Genomic DNA, 13176 nt, shown 5'->3' on the forward strand with positions numbered 1-13176 from the left:
GTCGCGAAAGGGCCGCAAAGCGGCCCCCAAGGCCCCGGAGAACACCATGACGACATCGATCATCACCAGCGACACCCAAGCCCTGGAAGTCGCCGAAGAACTCGCCCAGCACCTGCGCCGCGACAGCGCCCTGCGCGACCGCGAACGCCGCCTGCCCCATGCCGAACTGGACCTGTTCAGCCAAAGCGGCCTATGGGCCATCAGCGTGCCCAAGGCCTTCGGCGGCGCCGGCGTGTCCAACGTCACCCTGGCCAAGGTCATCGCGCGCATTGCCCAGGCCGACGCCTCGCTCGGGCAGATCCCGCAAAACCATTTCTACGCCCTGGAAGTGCTGCGGGTAAACGGCACCCCCGCCCAGCAGCAACGCCTCTACGCCGAAGTGCTGGCCGGCCAGCGCTTGGGCAATGCCCTTGCCGAGCTGGGCACCCGCACCGCCCACGACCGTACCACCCGCCTGGCCCGCGACGCCGACGGCTACCGCATCAACGGCCGCAAGTTCTACGCCACCGGCGCGCTTTACGCCCAGCGCATCCCCACCTCGGTGATCGACGAGCAAGGCGTGCAGCACCTGGCCTTCGTGCCAGCCGACAGCCAGGGCCTGCAGGTGATCGACGACTGGAGCGGCTTTGGCCAGCGCACCACCGGCAGCGGCTCGGTGGTGTTCGACAACGTGTTCGTGCGCAGCGAAGACGTGCTGCCGTTCCAGTCGGCCTTCGAGCGCCCTACCCCGGTCGGCCCGCTGGCGCAGATCCTCCACGCCGCCATCGACACCGGCATCGCCCGCGCCGCCTACGAAGACGCCCTGCACTTCGTGCGCACCCGCAGCCGGCCATGGGTCGACTCCGGCCTCGACAAGGCCAGCGAAGACCCACTGACCCTGAAAAGCTTCGGCCACCTGAGCATCCGCCTGCACGCCGCCGAAGCCCTGCTCGAACGCGCCGGCGAATACCTCGACCGCGCCCAGGCCGACAGCAACGCAGGCACCGTCGCCGCCGCCTCCATCGCCGTGGCCGAGGCCCGCGCGCTCAGCACCGAAATCGCCCTCGCCGCCGGCACCACGTTGTTCGAACTGGCTGGCAGCCAGGCCACCCTGGCCGAGCACAACCTCGACCGCCACTGGCGCAACGCCCGCGTGCATACCCTGCACGACCCCGTGCGCTGGAAGTACCACGCCATCGGCAACTACTACCTCAACGACGAAAACCCACCACGCCGGGGGACGATCTGATGGCCAAAGAGATCCTGCTCAATGCCTTCAACATGAACTGCATCGGGCACATCAACCACGGCCTGTGGACCCACCCACGGGACACTTCGACCCAGTACAAGTCGCTGAGCTACTGGACTGACCTGGCGCGCCTGCTCGAACGCGGGCTGTTCGACGGGCTGTTCATCGCCGACATCGTCGGCACCTACGACATCTACGGCAAGTCGCTGGACGTGACCCTGAAAGAGTCGATCCAGCTGCCGGTCAACGACCCACTGCTGCTGGTCTCGGCCATGGCCGCGGTCACCCGCCACCTGGGCTTCGGCCTCACCGCCAACCTCACCTACGAGGCGCCGTACCTGTTCGCCCGGCGCCTGTCCACGCTCGACCACCTGAGCAATGGCCGGGTCGGCTGGAACATCGTCACCGGCTACCTCGACAGCGCCGCCCGCGCCATGGGCCTGGAGCAGCAGCCGGAGCACGACCGCCGCTACGACCAGGCCGATGAATACCTGCAGGTGCTGTACAAGCTGCTCGAAGGCAGCTGGGCCGACGATGCAGTGGTCGAGGACCGCGCGCGGCGGGTGTATGCCGAGCCAGGGAAAGTGCGCAAGGTCCGCCACCACGGCGAGTTCTACAAGGTCGAGGGCTACCACCTGTGCGAACCCTCGCCGCAGCGCACCCCGGTGCTGTTCCAGGCCGGCAGCTCGCCGCGTGGCCTGGCGTTCGCCGGCAACCATGCCGAGTGCGTGTTCATCAGCGGCCAGGACAAGGCCGCGACCCGTGCCCAGGTCGACAAGGTGCGCGCCGCCGCCCAGGCGGCCGGGCGCGATCCACAGGCGGTCAAGGTGTTCATGGGCATCACGGTGATCGTCGCGCCCAGCGAGGGCGAGGCCCAGGCCAAGTACGCCGAGTACCTGCGCCATGCCAGCCCGGAAGCGGGCGTGGCGCACTTCGCCGCCTCCACCGGCATCGATTTTGCCGCCTTTGAGCTGGACGAGCCGATCGGCGCCAGCAAAGGCAACGCCATCCAGTCGGCCACCCGCCAGCTGCAGGAAAACGCCTGGACTCGCCGCCGCCTGCTGGAGCAGCACGCCCTGGGCGGGCGCTACGTGACCTTGGTCGGCGCGCCGGCGCAGGTCGCCGAGCAACTGATCGCCTGGATCGATGAAACCGGCCTGGACGGCTTCAACCTGACCCGCACCGTCACCCCGGAAAGCTTCGAAGACTTCATCGACCTGGTGGTGCCGCAACTGCAACAGCGTGGCCGCTACAAGACCGCCTACGCCGCAGGCACCCTGCGCGAAAAACTGTTCGCCAGCCAGCCGCACCTGCCCGCCGACCATGTCGGCTCGACCTACCGCCACACCCCCACCCCGACTGGAGTCGCACAACATGCTTGAGAAATTGTTCCGGCCCGTCGCGGCCATCGTCCTCACCCTCGGCCTAGCCGGCGCCGCATCCGCTGCCGAGCCGCTGAAGGTCGGCACCACCGCAGCCTTCGCCATCCCGCTGGAAGCAGCGGTGGAAGAAGCCCACAAACAGGGCCTGGAGGTGAAGCTGATCGAGTTCAGCGACTGGATCGCGCCGAACGTCAGCCTCAACAGCGGCGACATCGACGTGAACTACTTCCAGCACATCCCCTTCCTGGAAAACGCCAAGGCCGCCGCCGGCTTCAACCTGGTGCCCTTCGCCCCCGGCATCATCAACAACGTCGGCCTCTACTCGAAGCAGTACAAAAGCTTCGCCGAACTGCCCGAAGGCGCCAGCGTGGCCATCGCCAACGACCCGATCAACAGTGGTCGCGGCCTGCAGCTGCTGGCCAAGGCCGGGCTGATCACGCTCAAGCCGGGGGTGGGCTACAAGGCCACCGAGGACGACATCATCGCCAACCCGAAGAAGCTCAAGATCCTCCAGGTGGAGGCCGTGCAGCTGGTGCGCGCCTATGACGATGCCGACCTGGTGCAGGGCTACCCCGCCTACATCCGCCTGGCCAACAGCTTCGACGCCACCTCGGCGCTGCTGTTCGATGGCCTGGAGAACAAGGAATACGTGATTCAGTTCGTCATCCGCCCGCAGAGCAAGGGCGACCCGCGCCTGGCCAAGTTCGTCGACATCTACCAGCACTCGCCGGCCGTGCGCGCGGCGCTGAACAAAGCCCACGGCAACCTCTACCAAGCCGGCTGGGAAGGCTGACATGAGCCACGCCAGCGCCCTTGCGGCGCCCACCGCTCGAACCGCGCCGCCACCGGTTCGGGAGCAGGCCTTGCGCCCCGGGGTCAATGAAGCCCATGTGCGCTTCATCGGCCTTGGCAAGACTTACCCGGGCCAGGAACAGCCGGCCTTGCAAGGCATCGACCTGAACATCCGCCGGGGCGAGATCTTCGGCATCATCGGCCGCAGTGGGGCGGGCAAGTCGTCGCTGTTGCGCACCATCAATCGCCTGGAGCAGCCCAGCCAGGGCCGGGTGCTGATCGACCAGGTGGACATCGCGCCATTCGACGAAGACCGCCTGGTGGCGCTGCGCAGGCGCATCGGCATGATCTTCCAGCACTTCAACCTGATGTCGGCCAAGACCGTGTGGCAGAACGTCGAGCTGCCGCTGAAAGTGGCTGGCGTGGCCAAGCCGGAGCGCCAGCGCAAGGTGCGCGAGCTGCTGGAGCTGGTCGGCCTGCAGGAAAAGCACCACGTCTATCCGGCGCAGCTCTCGGGCGGGCAGAAACAGCGCGTGGGCATCGCCCGCGCCCTGGTGCACGACCCCGAGATCCTGCTGTGCGATGAGGCCACCTCGGCACTGGACCCGGAAACCACCGCCTCGATCCTCGAACTGCTGCGCACCATCAACCAGCGCCTGGGCCTGACGGTGGTGTTGATCACCCACGAAATGGCGGTGATCCGCGACATCTGCCATCGGGTGGTGGTGCTCGAACGCGGGCAGGTGGTGGAACAGGGCGAAGTCTGGGAAGTGTTTGGCATACCCCGGCATGAAGTCACCCGCACCTTGCTCGCGCCACTGCAGACCAAGCTGCCGGCTGCGCTGCAAGCGCGCCTGCGGGCCAACCCCGCTGGGCGGGACAGTGCCCTGGTGCTCAAGCTCAGCGTGCTCGGCGAGCCATCGCTGTCGGAGCTGTTCCACGACCTCGGCGGGCGGGTTCGCCTGCTCCAGGGCGGTGTCGAAACCATCGGCGAGCATGCCCTCGGGCAACTGATCCTGGCAGTCCAGGGCTCGCCCCACGATACCCATCAATTGCTTGAACGCGCCCGCCGCTGGGCGCAAGACGTGGAGGTGCTGGGCCATGTGGTTTGATCGCCTGCTCCAAGGCCTGCTCGACACCTTGCTGATGGTGGGCGTGTCCTCGACGATCGCCTTGCTGGTGGGGGTGCCGATGGCGGTGCTGCTGGTCACCAGCGACAAGGGCGGCATCTACCAGGCGCCGCTGCTGAACCGGGTGCTGGGCGCCTTCGTCAACCTGTTCCGCTCGATCCCGTTCCTGATCCTGATGGTCGCGCTGATCCCCTTCACCCGCCTGGTGGTGGGCACCACCTATGGGGTGTGGGCTGCGGTGGTGCCGCTGACCATCGCTGCCACGCCGTTCTTCGCACGCATTGCCGAGGTGAGCCTGCGCGAGGTCGACCATGGCTTGGTGGCGGCCGCACAGGCCATGGGTTGCCGGCGCTGGCACATCGTCTGGCATGTGCTGCTGCCCGAGGCGCTGCCGGGGATCGTCGGCGGGTTCACCATTACCCTGGTGACCTTGATCAACTCCTCGGCCATGGCCGGGGCGATTGGTGCAGGTGGGCTGGGGGATATTGCCTATCGGTATGGGTACCAGCGCTTCGACAGCCAGATCATGCTGACCGTGATCGCCATGCTGGTGGCGTTGGTGGCGCTGATCCAGCTGGGTGGGGATCGCTTGGCCAAAGGCCTGAACAAGCGCTAGGGCTGGGCCCCACAGGGAGGGCGATGGTGAACCTGTGGGAGCCGGCTTGCCGGCGATTGGCCCTCAACCCCAACGCAGATCCTGCGCCGGCACCGGCCGCCCAAACCAGTACCCCTGCCCCAGCTGGCACTGCTGCTCCAGCAGGAACCGCGCCTGCTCCGCCTGCTCGATGCCCTCGGCATGCACCTGCATGCCCATGCTCCGCGCCAGGGCAATGATCACCCGCACAATGGCGATGTCGTCATCATCCAGCGGCAGGCCGGCCACGAAGCCCTGGTCGATCTTCAGCTTCTGCACCGGCAAGCGCTTGAGCCGCAGCAGCGACGAGTAGCCCGTGCCGAAGTCGTCGATCGCCAGGTTCAGGCCCAGCTCACGCAAGCGGTGCAGCTGCTCCAGCGCCACCTCCGGGTCTTCCATTACCGCGCTTTCGGTCACCTCCAGCTCCAGCAACGCCGGGTCCAGCCCGGTGTCGTGCAGCACTTCGGCCACTTGCCGGTACAGGTCGCGCTGGCCAAACAGGCGGCTGGACAGGTTGACCGCGACAAACTCCAGCTTGCGCCCGTTGTCCTGCCACTGGACCATCTGCCGGCACGCCCGGCGCAGCACCCAGGCATCGATGTCGGCAATCAGTCCGGTACGCTCGGCGATCGGGATGAATTCCCCTGGCGGCACCAGGCCGCGCAGCGGGTGCTGCCAGCGCACCAGCGCCTCGACACCGACCATGCGCGCGGTGAACAGGTCGAACACCGGCTGGTAGAACACCCGCAGCTCATCCTGCTCCAGCGCTCGGCGCAGCTCGCCTGCGGTTTCCACCCGGTGCTGGGCGTGGGCGGTCAGCTCTTCGGTGTACAGCGCATAGCAGCCGCGGCCGTTGTTCTTGGCCTTGAACAGCGCCGAGTCGGCATTGCGCAGCAGCTGCTCGGCACCCAGCGCATCGCTGGGGAACAGACTGATGCCGACACTGGCGCCGATGAACAGCCGATGCCCATCGAAGGCGAACGGCTCGCGCAGGCGCTCGATGATGCTCTGCGCCAGCTTGCCCGCCTGGCCGACTTCCTGGCAGTTCTCGGCCAGCACGGCAAATTCGTCACCGCCCAGGCGCGCCAGGGTCACGCCGTTGCCCAGCAGCTCGCGCAGGCGCTCGCCCACCAGCTTGAGCAGCTGGTCGCCGATGGTGTGGCCCAGGCCGTCGTTGATGCTCTGGAAGTGGTCCAGGTCCAGCAGCAGCAAGGCGCAGCCGCGCTTGTTGGCCTCGGCGGCGGCCAGCGCGTGCTCGACGCGGTCGTTGAACAGCAGGCGGTTGGGCAGGCCGGTGAGCGGGTCGTGGTTGGCCAGGTAGGCCAGCTCCTGCTCGGAATGCTTGATCGCGCTGATGTCGCTGAACACGGCCACATAGTGGGTCAGCTCGCCGCTGTCGTCGCGAATGGCGCAGATCGTCTGCCATTGCGGGTAGATTTCGCCGTTCTTGCGCCGGTTCCAGATCTCGCCGCTCCACTCGCCCTTCTCGGCCAGGGTGGCGTAGATCTGCTGGTAGAACGGCACGCCATGGCGGCCCGACTTGAACTTGCTCGGGCGCTGGCCGAGCACTTCGTCCTGCTGGTAGCCGGTGATGCGCATGAAGGCCCGGTTCACGTGCACGATCAAGCCGTCGCGGTCGGTCACCAGCACGCCTTCCAGGGTGCTGTCGAACACCGCTGCGGCCATGCGCAGGCGTTCGCGGTCCTCGCGGCGCAGGCGCGCGCCGACACCGATGAAATTGAGCAGCCGTGCGCGCGAGAAAAAGATCAGCAAGGCACTGACCAGCACCCACACCACCACGTTGATCTGCCGGCCTACGGTCAGCGCCAGGGGGTCGTCGGTCATGCTGTGCAGCACCAGTTCGGCCAGCACCAGCCACAGGAACGACAACACCACGTACAGCGCGGCCATGCGCAAGGCGTCGCGAACGGAAACAGACATGTCGGGGGAAAAAGCCCATGAAAAATAATGGGGCATTATAAAGGGAGAAACATGCCGTGACGTCCTATCTGAAAGGGTGACTGGTTTTATTTCCCTACCAAGGGATAATCAGACCTTTCCCCTGCATTCCCGAGGGTTTTCATCCTTATGTGGTACAACGGTCTACTCGACTTGTCGGTCTGGCAACTGGTCGGCGTCACGCTGCTGATGACCCATGTGACCATCGTCAGCGTCACCATCTACCTGCACCGCTATTCCGCCCACCGCGCCCTGGAGCTCAACGGCGCGCTCAAGCACTTCTTCCGCTTCTGGCTTTGGCTGACCACCGCGCAGAACACCCGCGAATGGACGGCCGTGCACCGCAAGCACCACGCCAAGTGCGAAACCCCGGATGACCCGCACAGCCCGGTGTACAAGGGTTTGAGCACCGTGCTGCGCAAGGGCGCCGAGCTCTACCGGGAAGAGGCGCGCAACCTCGAGACGCTGCGCATCTACGGCAAGAACTGCCCCGACGACTGGGTCGAGCGCAACGTCTACTCGCGCTACAAGCTCGGCGGCATCGCCCTGATGGCGGTGCTCGACCTGCTGCTGTTCGGCACCCTGGGCATCACCGTGTGGGCCATCCAGATGATGTGGATTCCGTTCTGGGCCGCCGGCGTGGTCAACGGCCTGGGCCACGCGGTGGGCTATCGCAACTTCGAGTGCCGCGACGCCGCCACCAACCTGGTGCCGTGGGGCATCATCATTGGCGGCGAAGAGCTGCACAACAACCACCACACCTACCCCAACTCGGCCAAGCTGTCGGTCAAGCGCTGGGAGTTCGACATGGGCTGGATGTGGATCCGCGTGCTGTGCCTGCTGCGCCTGGCCAAGGTGCAGCGCGTGGCGCCCATCGCCCACCGCGTCGAAGGCAAGGCCAGCCTGGACATGGACACCGCCATGGCCATCCTCAACAACCGCTTCCAGATCATGGCCCAGTATCGCAAGCTGGTGATCGGCCCGCTGGTCAAGCAGGAGCTGGCCAAGGTCGACACCTCGATGCGCCACCGCTTCCGCCGCGCCAAGCGCCTGCTGTCGCGGGAAACCAGCCTGCTGCAGGACCGCCACCACGTGCGCATCGAGTCGATGCTCGCCCACAGCCAGGCGCTCAAGACCATCTACGAAAAACGCCTGGCGCTGCAGCAGATCTGGGCCCGTACCAGTGCCAACGGCCACGACATGCTGGCGGCCATGAAGGACTGGGTACACGAGGCCGAAGCCAGCGGCATCCATGCCCTGCACGACTTCGCCGCACAGCTGAAAACCTACTCCCTGCGCCCCAACGGCGCCTGATGCCGTTGATCGGCACGCCCTGCTACGGGGCGTGCCGGCCCGGAACTTCACCCCCTCCAACACACTCGAATCCGGCACATCGCCCGCGTGGCGGGCCGGTTCGTGGCCGCACGCCTTCCCGTCGAGAACCGCTCCGTGCACATGGCCAAGAACATCAATTCATCCCTGCCCGGCAACGCCCCGCCCGCAGCGGCGCAAACCCTGCTCGCCCTGCTCCACGCCCAGGGCGAAGTCGCCCGCCTGAGCGAGCGCGAGCAGCTCTACAGCGCCCTGCTGGACAGCGTCAACGCCGTGCTCTGGGCGTTCGACTGGGAAACCCGCCAGGTGCTCTACGTCAGCCCCGCCTATGAACGCATCTTCGGCCGCCCGGCCAGCCTGGTGCTGGCCGACTACAACGAATGGCGCGACAGCATCTACCCCGACGACCTCGAGTACGCCGAGCGCAGCCTGGCCCAGGTGCTGATAAAGGGCGCCGTGGAAGACCGCGAGTACCGCATCCTCAACGCCAGCGGCGAACTGCGCTGGTTGAGCGACAAGTGCTACATCAACCAGCAGCGCGAGGGTGACCGGGTGATCATCGTCGGCATCGCCGAAGACATCACCGAAAAGAAGCAGCTCGAAGGCGAGCTGCAGCGCCTGGCCACCACCGATGTGCTGACCCAGAGCAGCAACCGCCGGCACTTTTTCGACTGCGCCCGCCAGGCCTTCGACAGCGCCCGCGAGGATGGCACGCCGTTGGCGTTCTTGCTGCTGGACATCGATGACTTCAAGCAGATCAACGACAACTACGGCCACCAGGAAGGCGACCAGGTGCTGCAGCGCATCGCCGACAGCGGCAAGGCCGTGCTGCGCCGCGGCGACCTGTTCGGGCGCATTGGCGGCGAAGAGTTCGCGGCGGTGTTCCCAGGCTGCAGTGCGCAGGTTGCCGAGCAGATTGCCGAGCGGCTGCAGCGGGAGATTCAGCGGCTGAGCTTCAGCCATGGCGAGCAGACGTATGGGGTGACGGTGAGCCAGGGGTTGACGGGGCTCAGCCATGAGGACGAAGCGCTGGACAGCCTGTTTGCCCGGGCCGACGCGGCGATGTACCGGGCCAAGCGGCAGGGCAAGAACCAGATCGTTAGGGGTTGATCCAGCGCGAACTGTGGGAGCCGGCTTGCCGGCGATGGGGCCCCTACAGGCCGCCCAGGTTTGCCTGCCCCTGCCTCATCGCCGGCAAGCCGGCTCCCACAGGGACCGTGCAGCCATTCAGGTGGGTGTCTCATCTTCGGCAGCAGGCGTGTCTTCATCGCGTGTTTCGATGACGGGCGCCTTGCGCAACCGGCTCAACTCCGGCAACCCCACCTTGAGCAAGCGCGCCGTCTTGTTGCTGGCCACCTTCTCCAGCCCCTGCGCCGCCGGCAACCGCGCCAACTGCCCGGCCAGGTTCATCGCCAAAATCTCCCGCGAATACACCCCACCGCCCAGCTGGTAGATCGCCGCAATCAGCTCACGCAGGCTCAGCGGCAAGCGCCAGCGGGTGCGCAAGGCCGAGCCGAACGCCGCGCCGAAGTCATCTAGCGAGGCCTTGACCCGCGCCTCGTCCAGCTCGCCACCAGCCAATTGCCACTCCTGCAGGCAGCGCAACACCGCCAGGTCGCCCAGGCAATGCAACAGCCCGGCGCAGTAGCAGCGCTCTTCGTCCAGTTCGAGCATGCGCGCCAGCGAACGGGCGTACTCGGCGGTGTGCAGCGACAGGTTCCAGAAATGCGCAGCCTGCTGCGCCAGCAAGGGGTCGCTCAGGCGCGCGCTGCGCTTGAGGGTCAGGCCCAGGATGAGGTTCATGCTCTGGGTGCTGCCCAGCTTGTTCAGCGCCTGCATCAGGGTTTGCACCGGTGCGTCGCGGTGCAAGGCAGCGCTGTTGGCGGCGGCGATCAGCACGGCGGTCACTTGCGGGTCGCTGCGCACCTCTTCTTCCAGCACCTTGAGGTTCAGGCCCTGGGGGTTGAGCGCGCGCTTGATCGCCTGCTGCACATCGGCGAACAGCGGGCCGCCGTCGGCGCTGGCGCGGCGCTGCTCGAGAAAGGCCGGCAAGCTCGCACCGGGCTGCAGCGGCGGCACCGGGCAGGCGATTTCCTGGCCCACGGCCAGCAGCAGCTCCTCCAGGCGCTTGCGCAGGTTGTCCATGTTCAGCGGCTTGCTCAGGTAGGCCGTGGGGTGCAGGGGCAACGCCTCGCGCACGCTGGCACTGTCGCTGCGGCTGCTCATGAGGATGAACGGCAGGCCCGGCCCCTTGGCGCGCACCTTGCGCAAAAGGTCGAGGCCATCGACACCGGCCAACTCGCGGGCGGCAATGATCAGGTCGGGTTTGCTGGCCAGCGCCGTCAGCGCCTGGGCGCCATCGGCACACACCTGCAGGCGGGCGTCGCAGCGCACGCTCAGCAGCATTTCACGCAGCATGTCGCGTACCCAGGGGTCGCCCTCGGCGATCAGTACGCTAGGTGGTGTGGGGTCTGCAGCGTTCATGGCCAACTCCTGATATCCCTGACACGCAATCCGTCGCAGCTTCCAAGGCAAGTCCTGCCATCACCTTAGCCTCACGGGCCTTTCTTGGGCACAAAAAAAACCCGCCTAGGCGGGTTTTTTTATGAAACGCGTCACATCAGGCGAGTTCAGCGAAGCACTCTTCGATGATGGCCAGGCCTTTGTCCAGCAGCGCGTCTTCGGCGGTCAGCGGAACCAGGATACGCAGGACGTTGCCGTAGGTGCCGCAGGACAGCAGGATCAGACCCTTGTCACGTGCCTTGGCAACCACTTGGGCGACGGCAGCAGCGTTCGGGGTGTGGGTGCCTTTTTCGAAGACTTCCACAGCGATCATCGAGCCCATGCCACGGACGTCGCCGATGATCGGGTGCTTTTCCTGGATCTGGCGCAGGCCAGCGGTCAGGCGCTCACCAACAGCCTTGCTGCGGTCCAGCAGTTTCTCTTCCTCGAACACCTGGATGACGGCCAGGGCCGCGGCGCAGGCGATCGGCGAACCGGCGTAGGTGCCGCCCAGGCCGCCTGGAGCGATGGCGTCCATGTATTCGGCCTTGCCGCACACACCGGCCAGCGGGAAGCCGCCAGCGATGGATTTGGCGAAGGTGGTCAGGTCAGGCGCGACGCCCATCTGTTCCATGGCGAAGAAGGTACCGGTACGGCCGGCGCCAGTTTGCACTTCGTCGGCGATCAGCAGGATGCCGTGCTTGTCGCACAGCTCGCGCAGGCGCTTCATCAGCTCTTTCGGCGCTGGCAGGAAGCCGCCTTCGCCTTGTACTGGCTCGAGGATGATGGCGGCGATGTCGCGTGGCTCGGCGTCGTTCTTGAAGATGCGCTCGACCGAAGCGATGGCGTCGTCAACGCTGATACCGTGCAGTTCGCTCGGGAACAGGGCGCGGAAGATGCCGCCTGGCATCAGGCCCATGCCAGCGGAGTACGGCACGACCTTGCCGGTCAGGCCCAGGGTCATCATGGTACGGCCGTGGTAGCCGCCGGTGAAGGCGATCACGCCAGCGCGGCCAGTGGCGGCACGGGCGATCTTGACGGCGTTTTCAACGGCTTCGGAGCCGGAAGTCACCAGCAGGGTCTTCTTGTCGAAGTCGCCTGGAACCAGCTTGTTGATCTTCTCGCACAGCTCTACGTAGGGTTCGTAGGCCAGCACCTGGAAGCAGGTGTGGCTGACTTTGGTCAGCTGCTCTTGCACGGCTGCAACCACTTTCGGGTGCAGGTGGCCGGTGTTCAGTACTGCGATGCCGCCGGCGAAGTCGATCAGTTCGCGGCCTTCAACGTCGATCACGGTCGCGTTCTTCGCGGTGTCGACGAAGATCGGGTGGATCTGGCCAACGCCACGTGGGACGGCGGCTACACGACGTTGCATCAAGGATTCGTTGGTCTTGCTCATAATGCCCTCATTTGCGCCGGTCAGCGGCGCTTTTACTCGGGGGTGGCTGGGTGTGCCTGCGATCAGTATTCGTTGATCGACTGTCACAGGTGCCCTGGCCACCAGGTACTGCATGTCAAAAAGGCCAGCGAGACGTCGCTCTCGCGCCCCGCTGGCAGAGGTAAAACCTTCAGTACATCAGATGCTGATGCACAGGTACTTGATCTCGAGGTAGTCCTCGATACCGTACTTGGAACCTTCACGGCCCAGGCCCGAAGCCTTGATGCCGCCGAACGGCGCGACTTCGTTGGAGATCAGGCCGGTGTTGATGCCGACCATGCCGTATTCCAGGGCCTCGGCAACACGGAACACACGGCTCATGTCGCGGGCGTAGAAGTACGAGGCCAGGCCGAATTCGGTGTCGTTGGACATGGCGATGACTTCGGCCTCGTCCTTGAAGCGGAACAGCGGCGCCAGTGGGCCGAAGGTCTCTTCCTTGGCCACGGCAGCCGACTTCGGCACGTCGACCAGGATGGTCGGCTCGAAGAAGTTGCCTTCGATGATCTTGCCGCCGGCCAGTACCTTGGCGCCTTTGGATACGGCGTCGTCGATGTGCTCCTGGACCTTGGCGACAGCCTTGCCGTCGATCAGCGGGCCAGTGGTGGTGCCTTCTTCCAGGCCGTTACCGATCTTGAGCTTGCCAACAGCAGCGGCCAGCTTCTGGGCAAAGGCGTCGTAGACACCGTCCTGCACGTAGATACGGTTGGCGCAGACGCAGGTCTGGCCGTTGTTGCGGTACTTGGAGATGATCGCGCCCTCTACCGCCTTGTCCAGGTCGGCGT

General features: G+C 65.9%; 11 protein-coding genes. 7 read left to right on the plus strand and 4 right to left on the minus strand.

What is annotated here, in order from left to right; all coding sequences use genetic code 11:
- Positions 1–46: 46 nt before the first annotated feature.
- From B3E94_RS25375 to B3E94_RS25395, 5 genes are read left to right on the plus strand one after another with little or no spacing between them, the layout of a single operon-like run.
- Entirely contained in the window at positions 47–1228 is a 1182-nt protein-coding gene (locus tag B3E94_RS25375) for an SfnB family sulfur acquisition oxidoreductase (RefSeq protein ID WP_236237934.1), read from the plus strand.
- On the plus strand, positions 1228–2610 hold the full coding sequence (locus B3E94_RS25380) for an LLM class flavin-dependent oxidoreductase (protein WP_286915643.1): 1383 nt from the start codon (positions 1228–1230) through the stop codon (positions 2608–2610). Before B3E94_RS25375 ends, B3E94_RS25380 begins: the two co-directional genes overlap by 1 nt.
- Positions 2603–3403 carry a MetQ/NlpA family ABC transporter substrate-binding protein gene (locus B3E94_RS25385; protein ID WP_286915644.1) on the plus strand — a complete coding sequence of 267 codons (801 nt, stop codon included), beginning with the start codon at positions 2603–2605 and terminating at the stop codon, positions 3401–3403. Before B3E94_RS25380 ends, B3E94_RS25385 begins: the two co-directional genes overlap by 8 nt.
- 1 nt (position 3404) lies before the next feature.
- Positions 3405–4514 carry a methionine ABC transporter ATP-binding protein gene (locus B3E94_RS25390; RefSeq protein WP_286915645.1) on the plus strand — a complete coding sequence of 370 codons (1110 nt, stop codon included), beginning with the start codon at positions 3405–3407 and terminating at the stop codon, positions 4512–4514.
- Positions 4504–5148: a methionine ABC transporter permease gene (locus tag B3E94_RS25395; RefSeq protein WP_286915646.1), complete on the plus strand. Its 645-nt coding sequence runs from the start codon at positions 4504–4506 to the stop codon at positions 5146–5148. Before B3E94_RS25390 ends, B3E94_RS25395 begins: the two co-directional genes overlap by 11 nt.
- Positions 5149–5211: 63 nt before the next feature.
- On the opposite strand, the gene dibA is transcribed toward B3E94_RS25395, so the two are convergent.
- A complete protein-coding gene (gene dibA / locus B3E94_RS25400) occupies positions 5212–7107 on the minus strand; it encodes a phosphodiesterase DibA (protein WP_286915647.1) in 1896 nt (631 codons plus the stop codon).
- Between the two features lie 147 nt (positions 7108–7254).
- Between dibA and desA the strand changes: the two genes are divergently transcribed.
- Entirely contained in the window at positions 7255–8439 is a 1185-nt protein-coding gene (desA, locus tag B3E94_RS25405) for a delta-9 fatty acid desaturase DesA (protein WP_286915648.1), read from the plus strand.
- A 141-nt stretch (positions 8440–8580) separates the two neighbouring features.
- Positions 8581–9567, plus strand: coding sequence for a GGDEF domain-containing protein (locus B3E94_RS25410; RefSeq protein ID WP_176512009.1), 987 nt, complete (start codon positions 8581–8583; stop codon positions 9565–9567).
- Positions 9568–9684: 117 nt separating this feature from the next.
- Here B3E94_RS25410 and B3E94_RS25415 read toward each other — a convergent pair whose 3' ends face one another.
- The 3 genes from B3E94_RS25415 to B3E94_RS25425 form a co-directional block, all read right to left on the minus strand.
- Positions 9685–10941, minus strand: a complete 1257-nt coding sequence (locus B3E94_RS25415) for a response regulator (RefSeq protein ID WP_286915649.1) — start codon at positions 10939–10941, stop codon at positions 9685–9687.
- A 136-nt stretch (positions 10942–11077) separates the two neighbouring features.
- Complete coding sequence (gabT, locus tag B3E94_RS25420) at positions 11078–12355, minus strand: 4-aminobutyrate--2-oxoglutarate transaminase (protein WP_176511999.1); 1278 nt, start codon at positions 12353–12355, stop codon at positions 11078–11080.
- A gap of 177 nt (positions 12356–12532) precedes the next feature.
- Positions 12533–13176, minus strand: a 644-nt coding sequence (locus B3E94_RS25425) for an aldehyde dehydrogenase family protein (protein ID WP_286915650.1), incomplete at its 5' end; no start/stop codon positions are given.

It is taken from the genome of Pseudomonas sp. UBA6315 (assembly GCF_002438125.1).
Taxonomy (GTDB): Bacteria; Pseudomonadota; Gammaproteobacteria; order Pseudomonadales; family Pseudomonadaceae; genus Aquipseudomonas; species Aquipseudomonas faucium.

Coding starts and splice junctions, on each gene's coding strand:
- desA (WP_286915648.1), top strand. CDS start 7,255: ATGTGGTACAACGGTCTACTCGACTTGTCGGTCTGGCAACTGGTCGGC.
- B3E94_RS25375 (WP_236237934.1), top strand. CDS start 47: ATGACGACATCGATCATCACCAGCGACACCCAAGCCCTGGAAGTCGCC.
- gabT (WP_176511999.1), bottom strand. CDS start 12,355: ATGAGCAAGACCAACGAATCCTTGATGCAACGTCGTGTAGCCGCCGTC.
- B3E94_RS25415 (WP_286915649.1), bottom strand. CDS start 10,941: ATGAACGCTGCAGACCCCACACCACCTAGCGTACTGATCGCCGAGGGC.
- B3E94_RS25390 (WP_286915645.1), top strand. CDS start 3,405: ATGAGCCACGCCAGCGCCCTTGCGGCGCCCACCGCTCGAACCGCGCCG.
- B3E94_RS25395 (WP_286915646.1), top strand. CDS start 4,504: ATGTGGTTTGATCGCCTGCTCCAAGGCCTGCTCGACACCTTGCTGATG.
- B3E94_RS25410 (WP_176512009.1), top strand. CDS start 8,581: ATGGCCAAGAACATCAATTCATCCCTGCCCGGCAACGCCCCGCCCGCA.
- dibA (WP_286915647.1), bottom strand. CDS start 7,107: ATGTCTGTTTCCGTTCGCGACGCCTTGCGCATGGCCGCGCTGTACGTG.
- B3E94_RS25385 (WP_286915644.1), top strand. CDS start 2,603: ATGCTTGAGAAATTGTTCCGGCCCGTCGCGGCCATCGTCCTCACCCTC.
- B3E94_RS25380 (WP_286915643.1), top strand. CDS start 1,228: ATGGCCAAAGAGATCCTGCTCAATGCCTTCAACATGAACTGCATCGGG.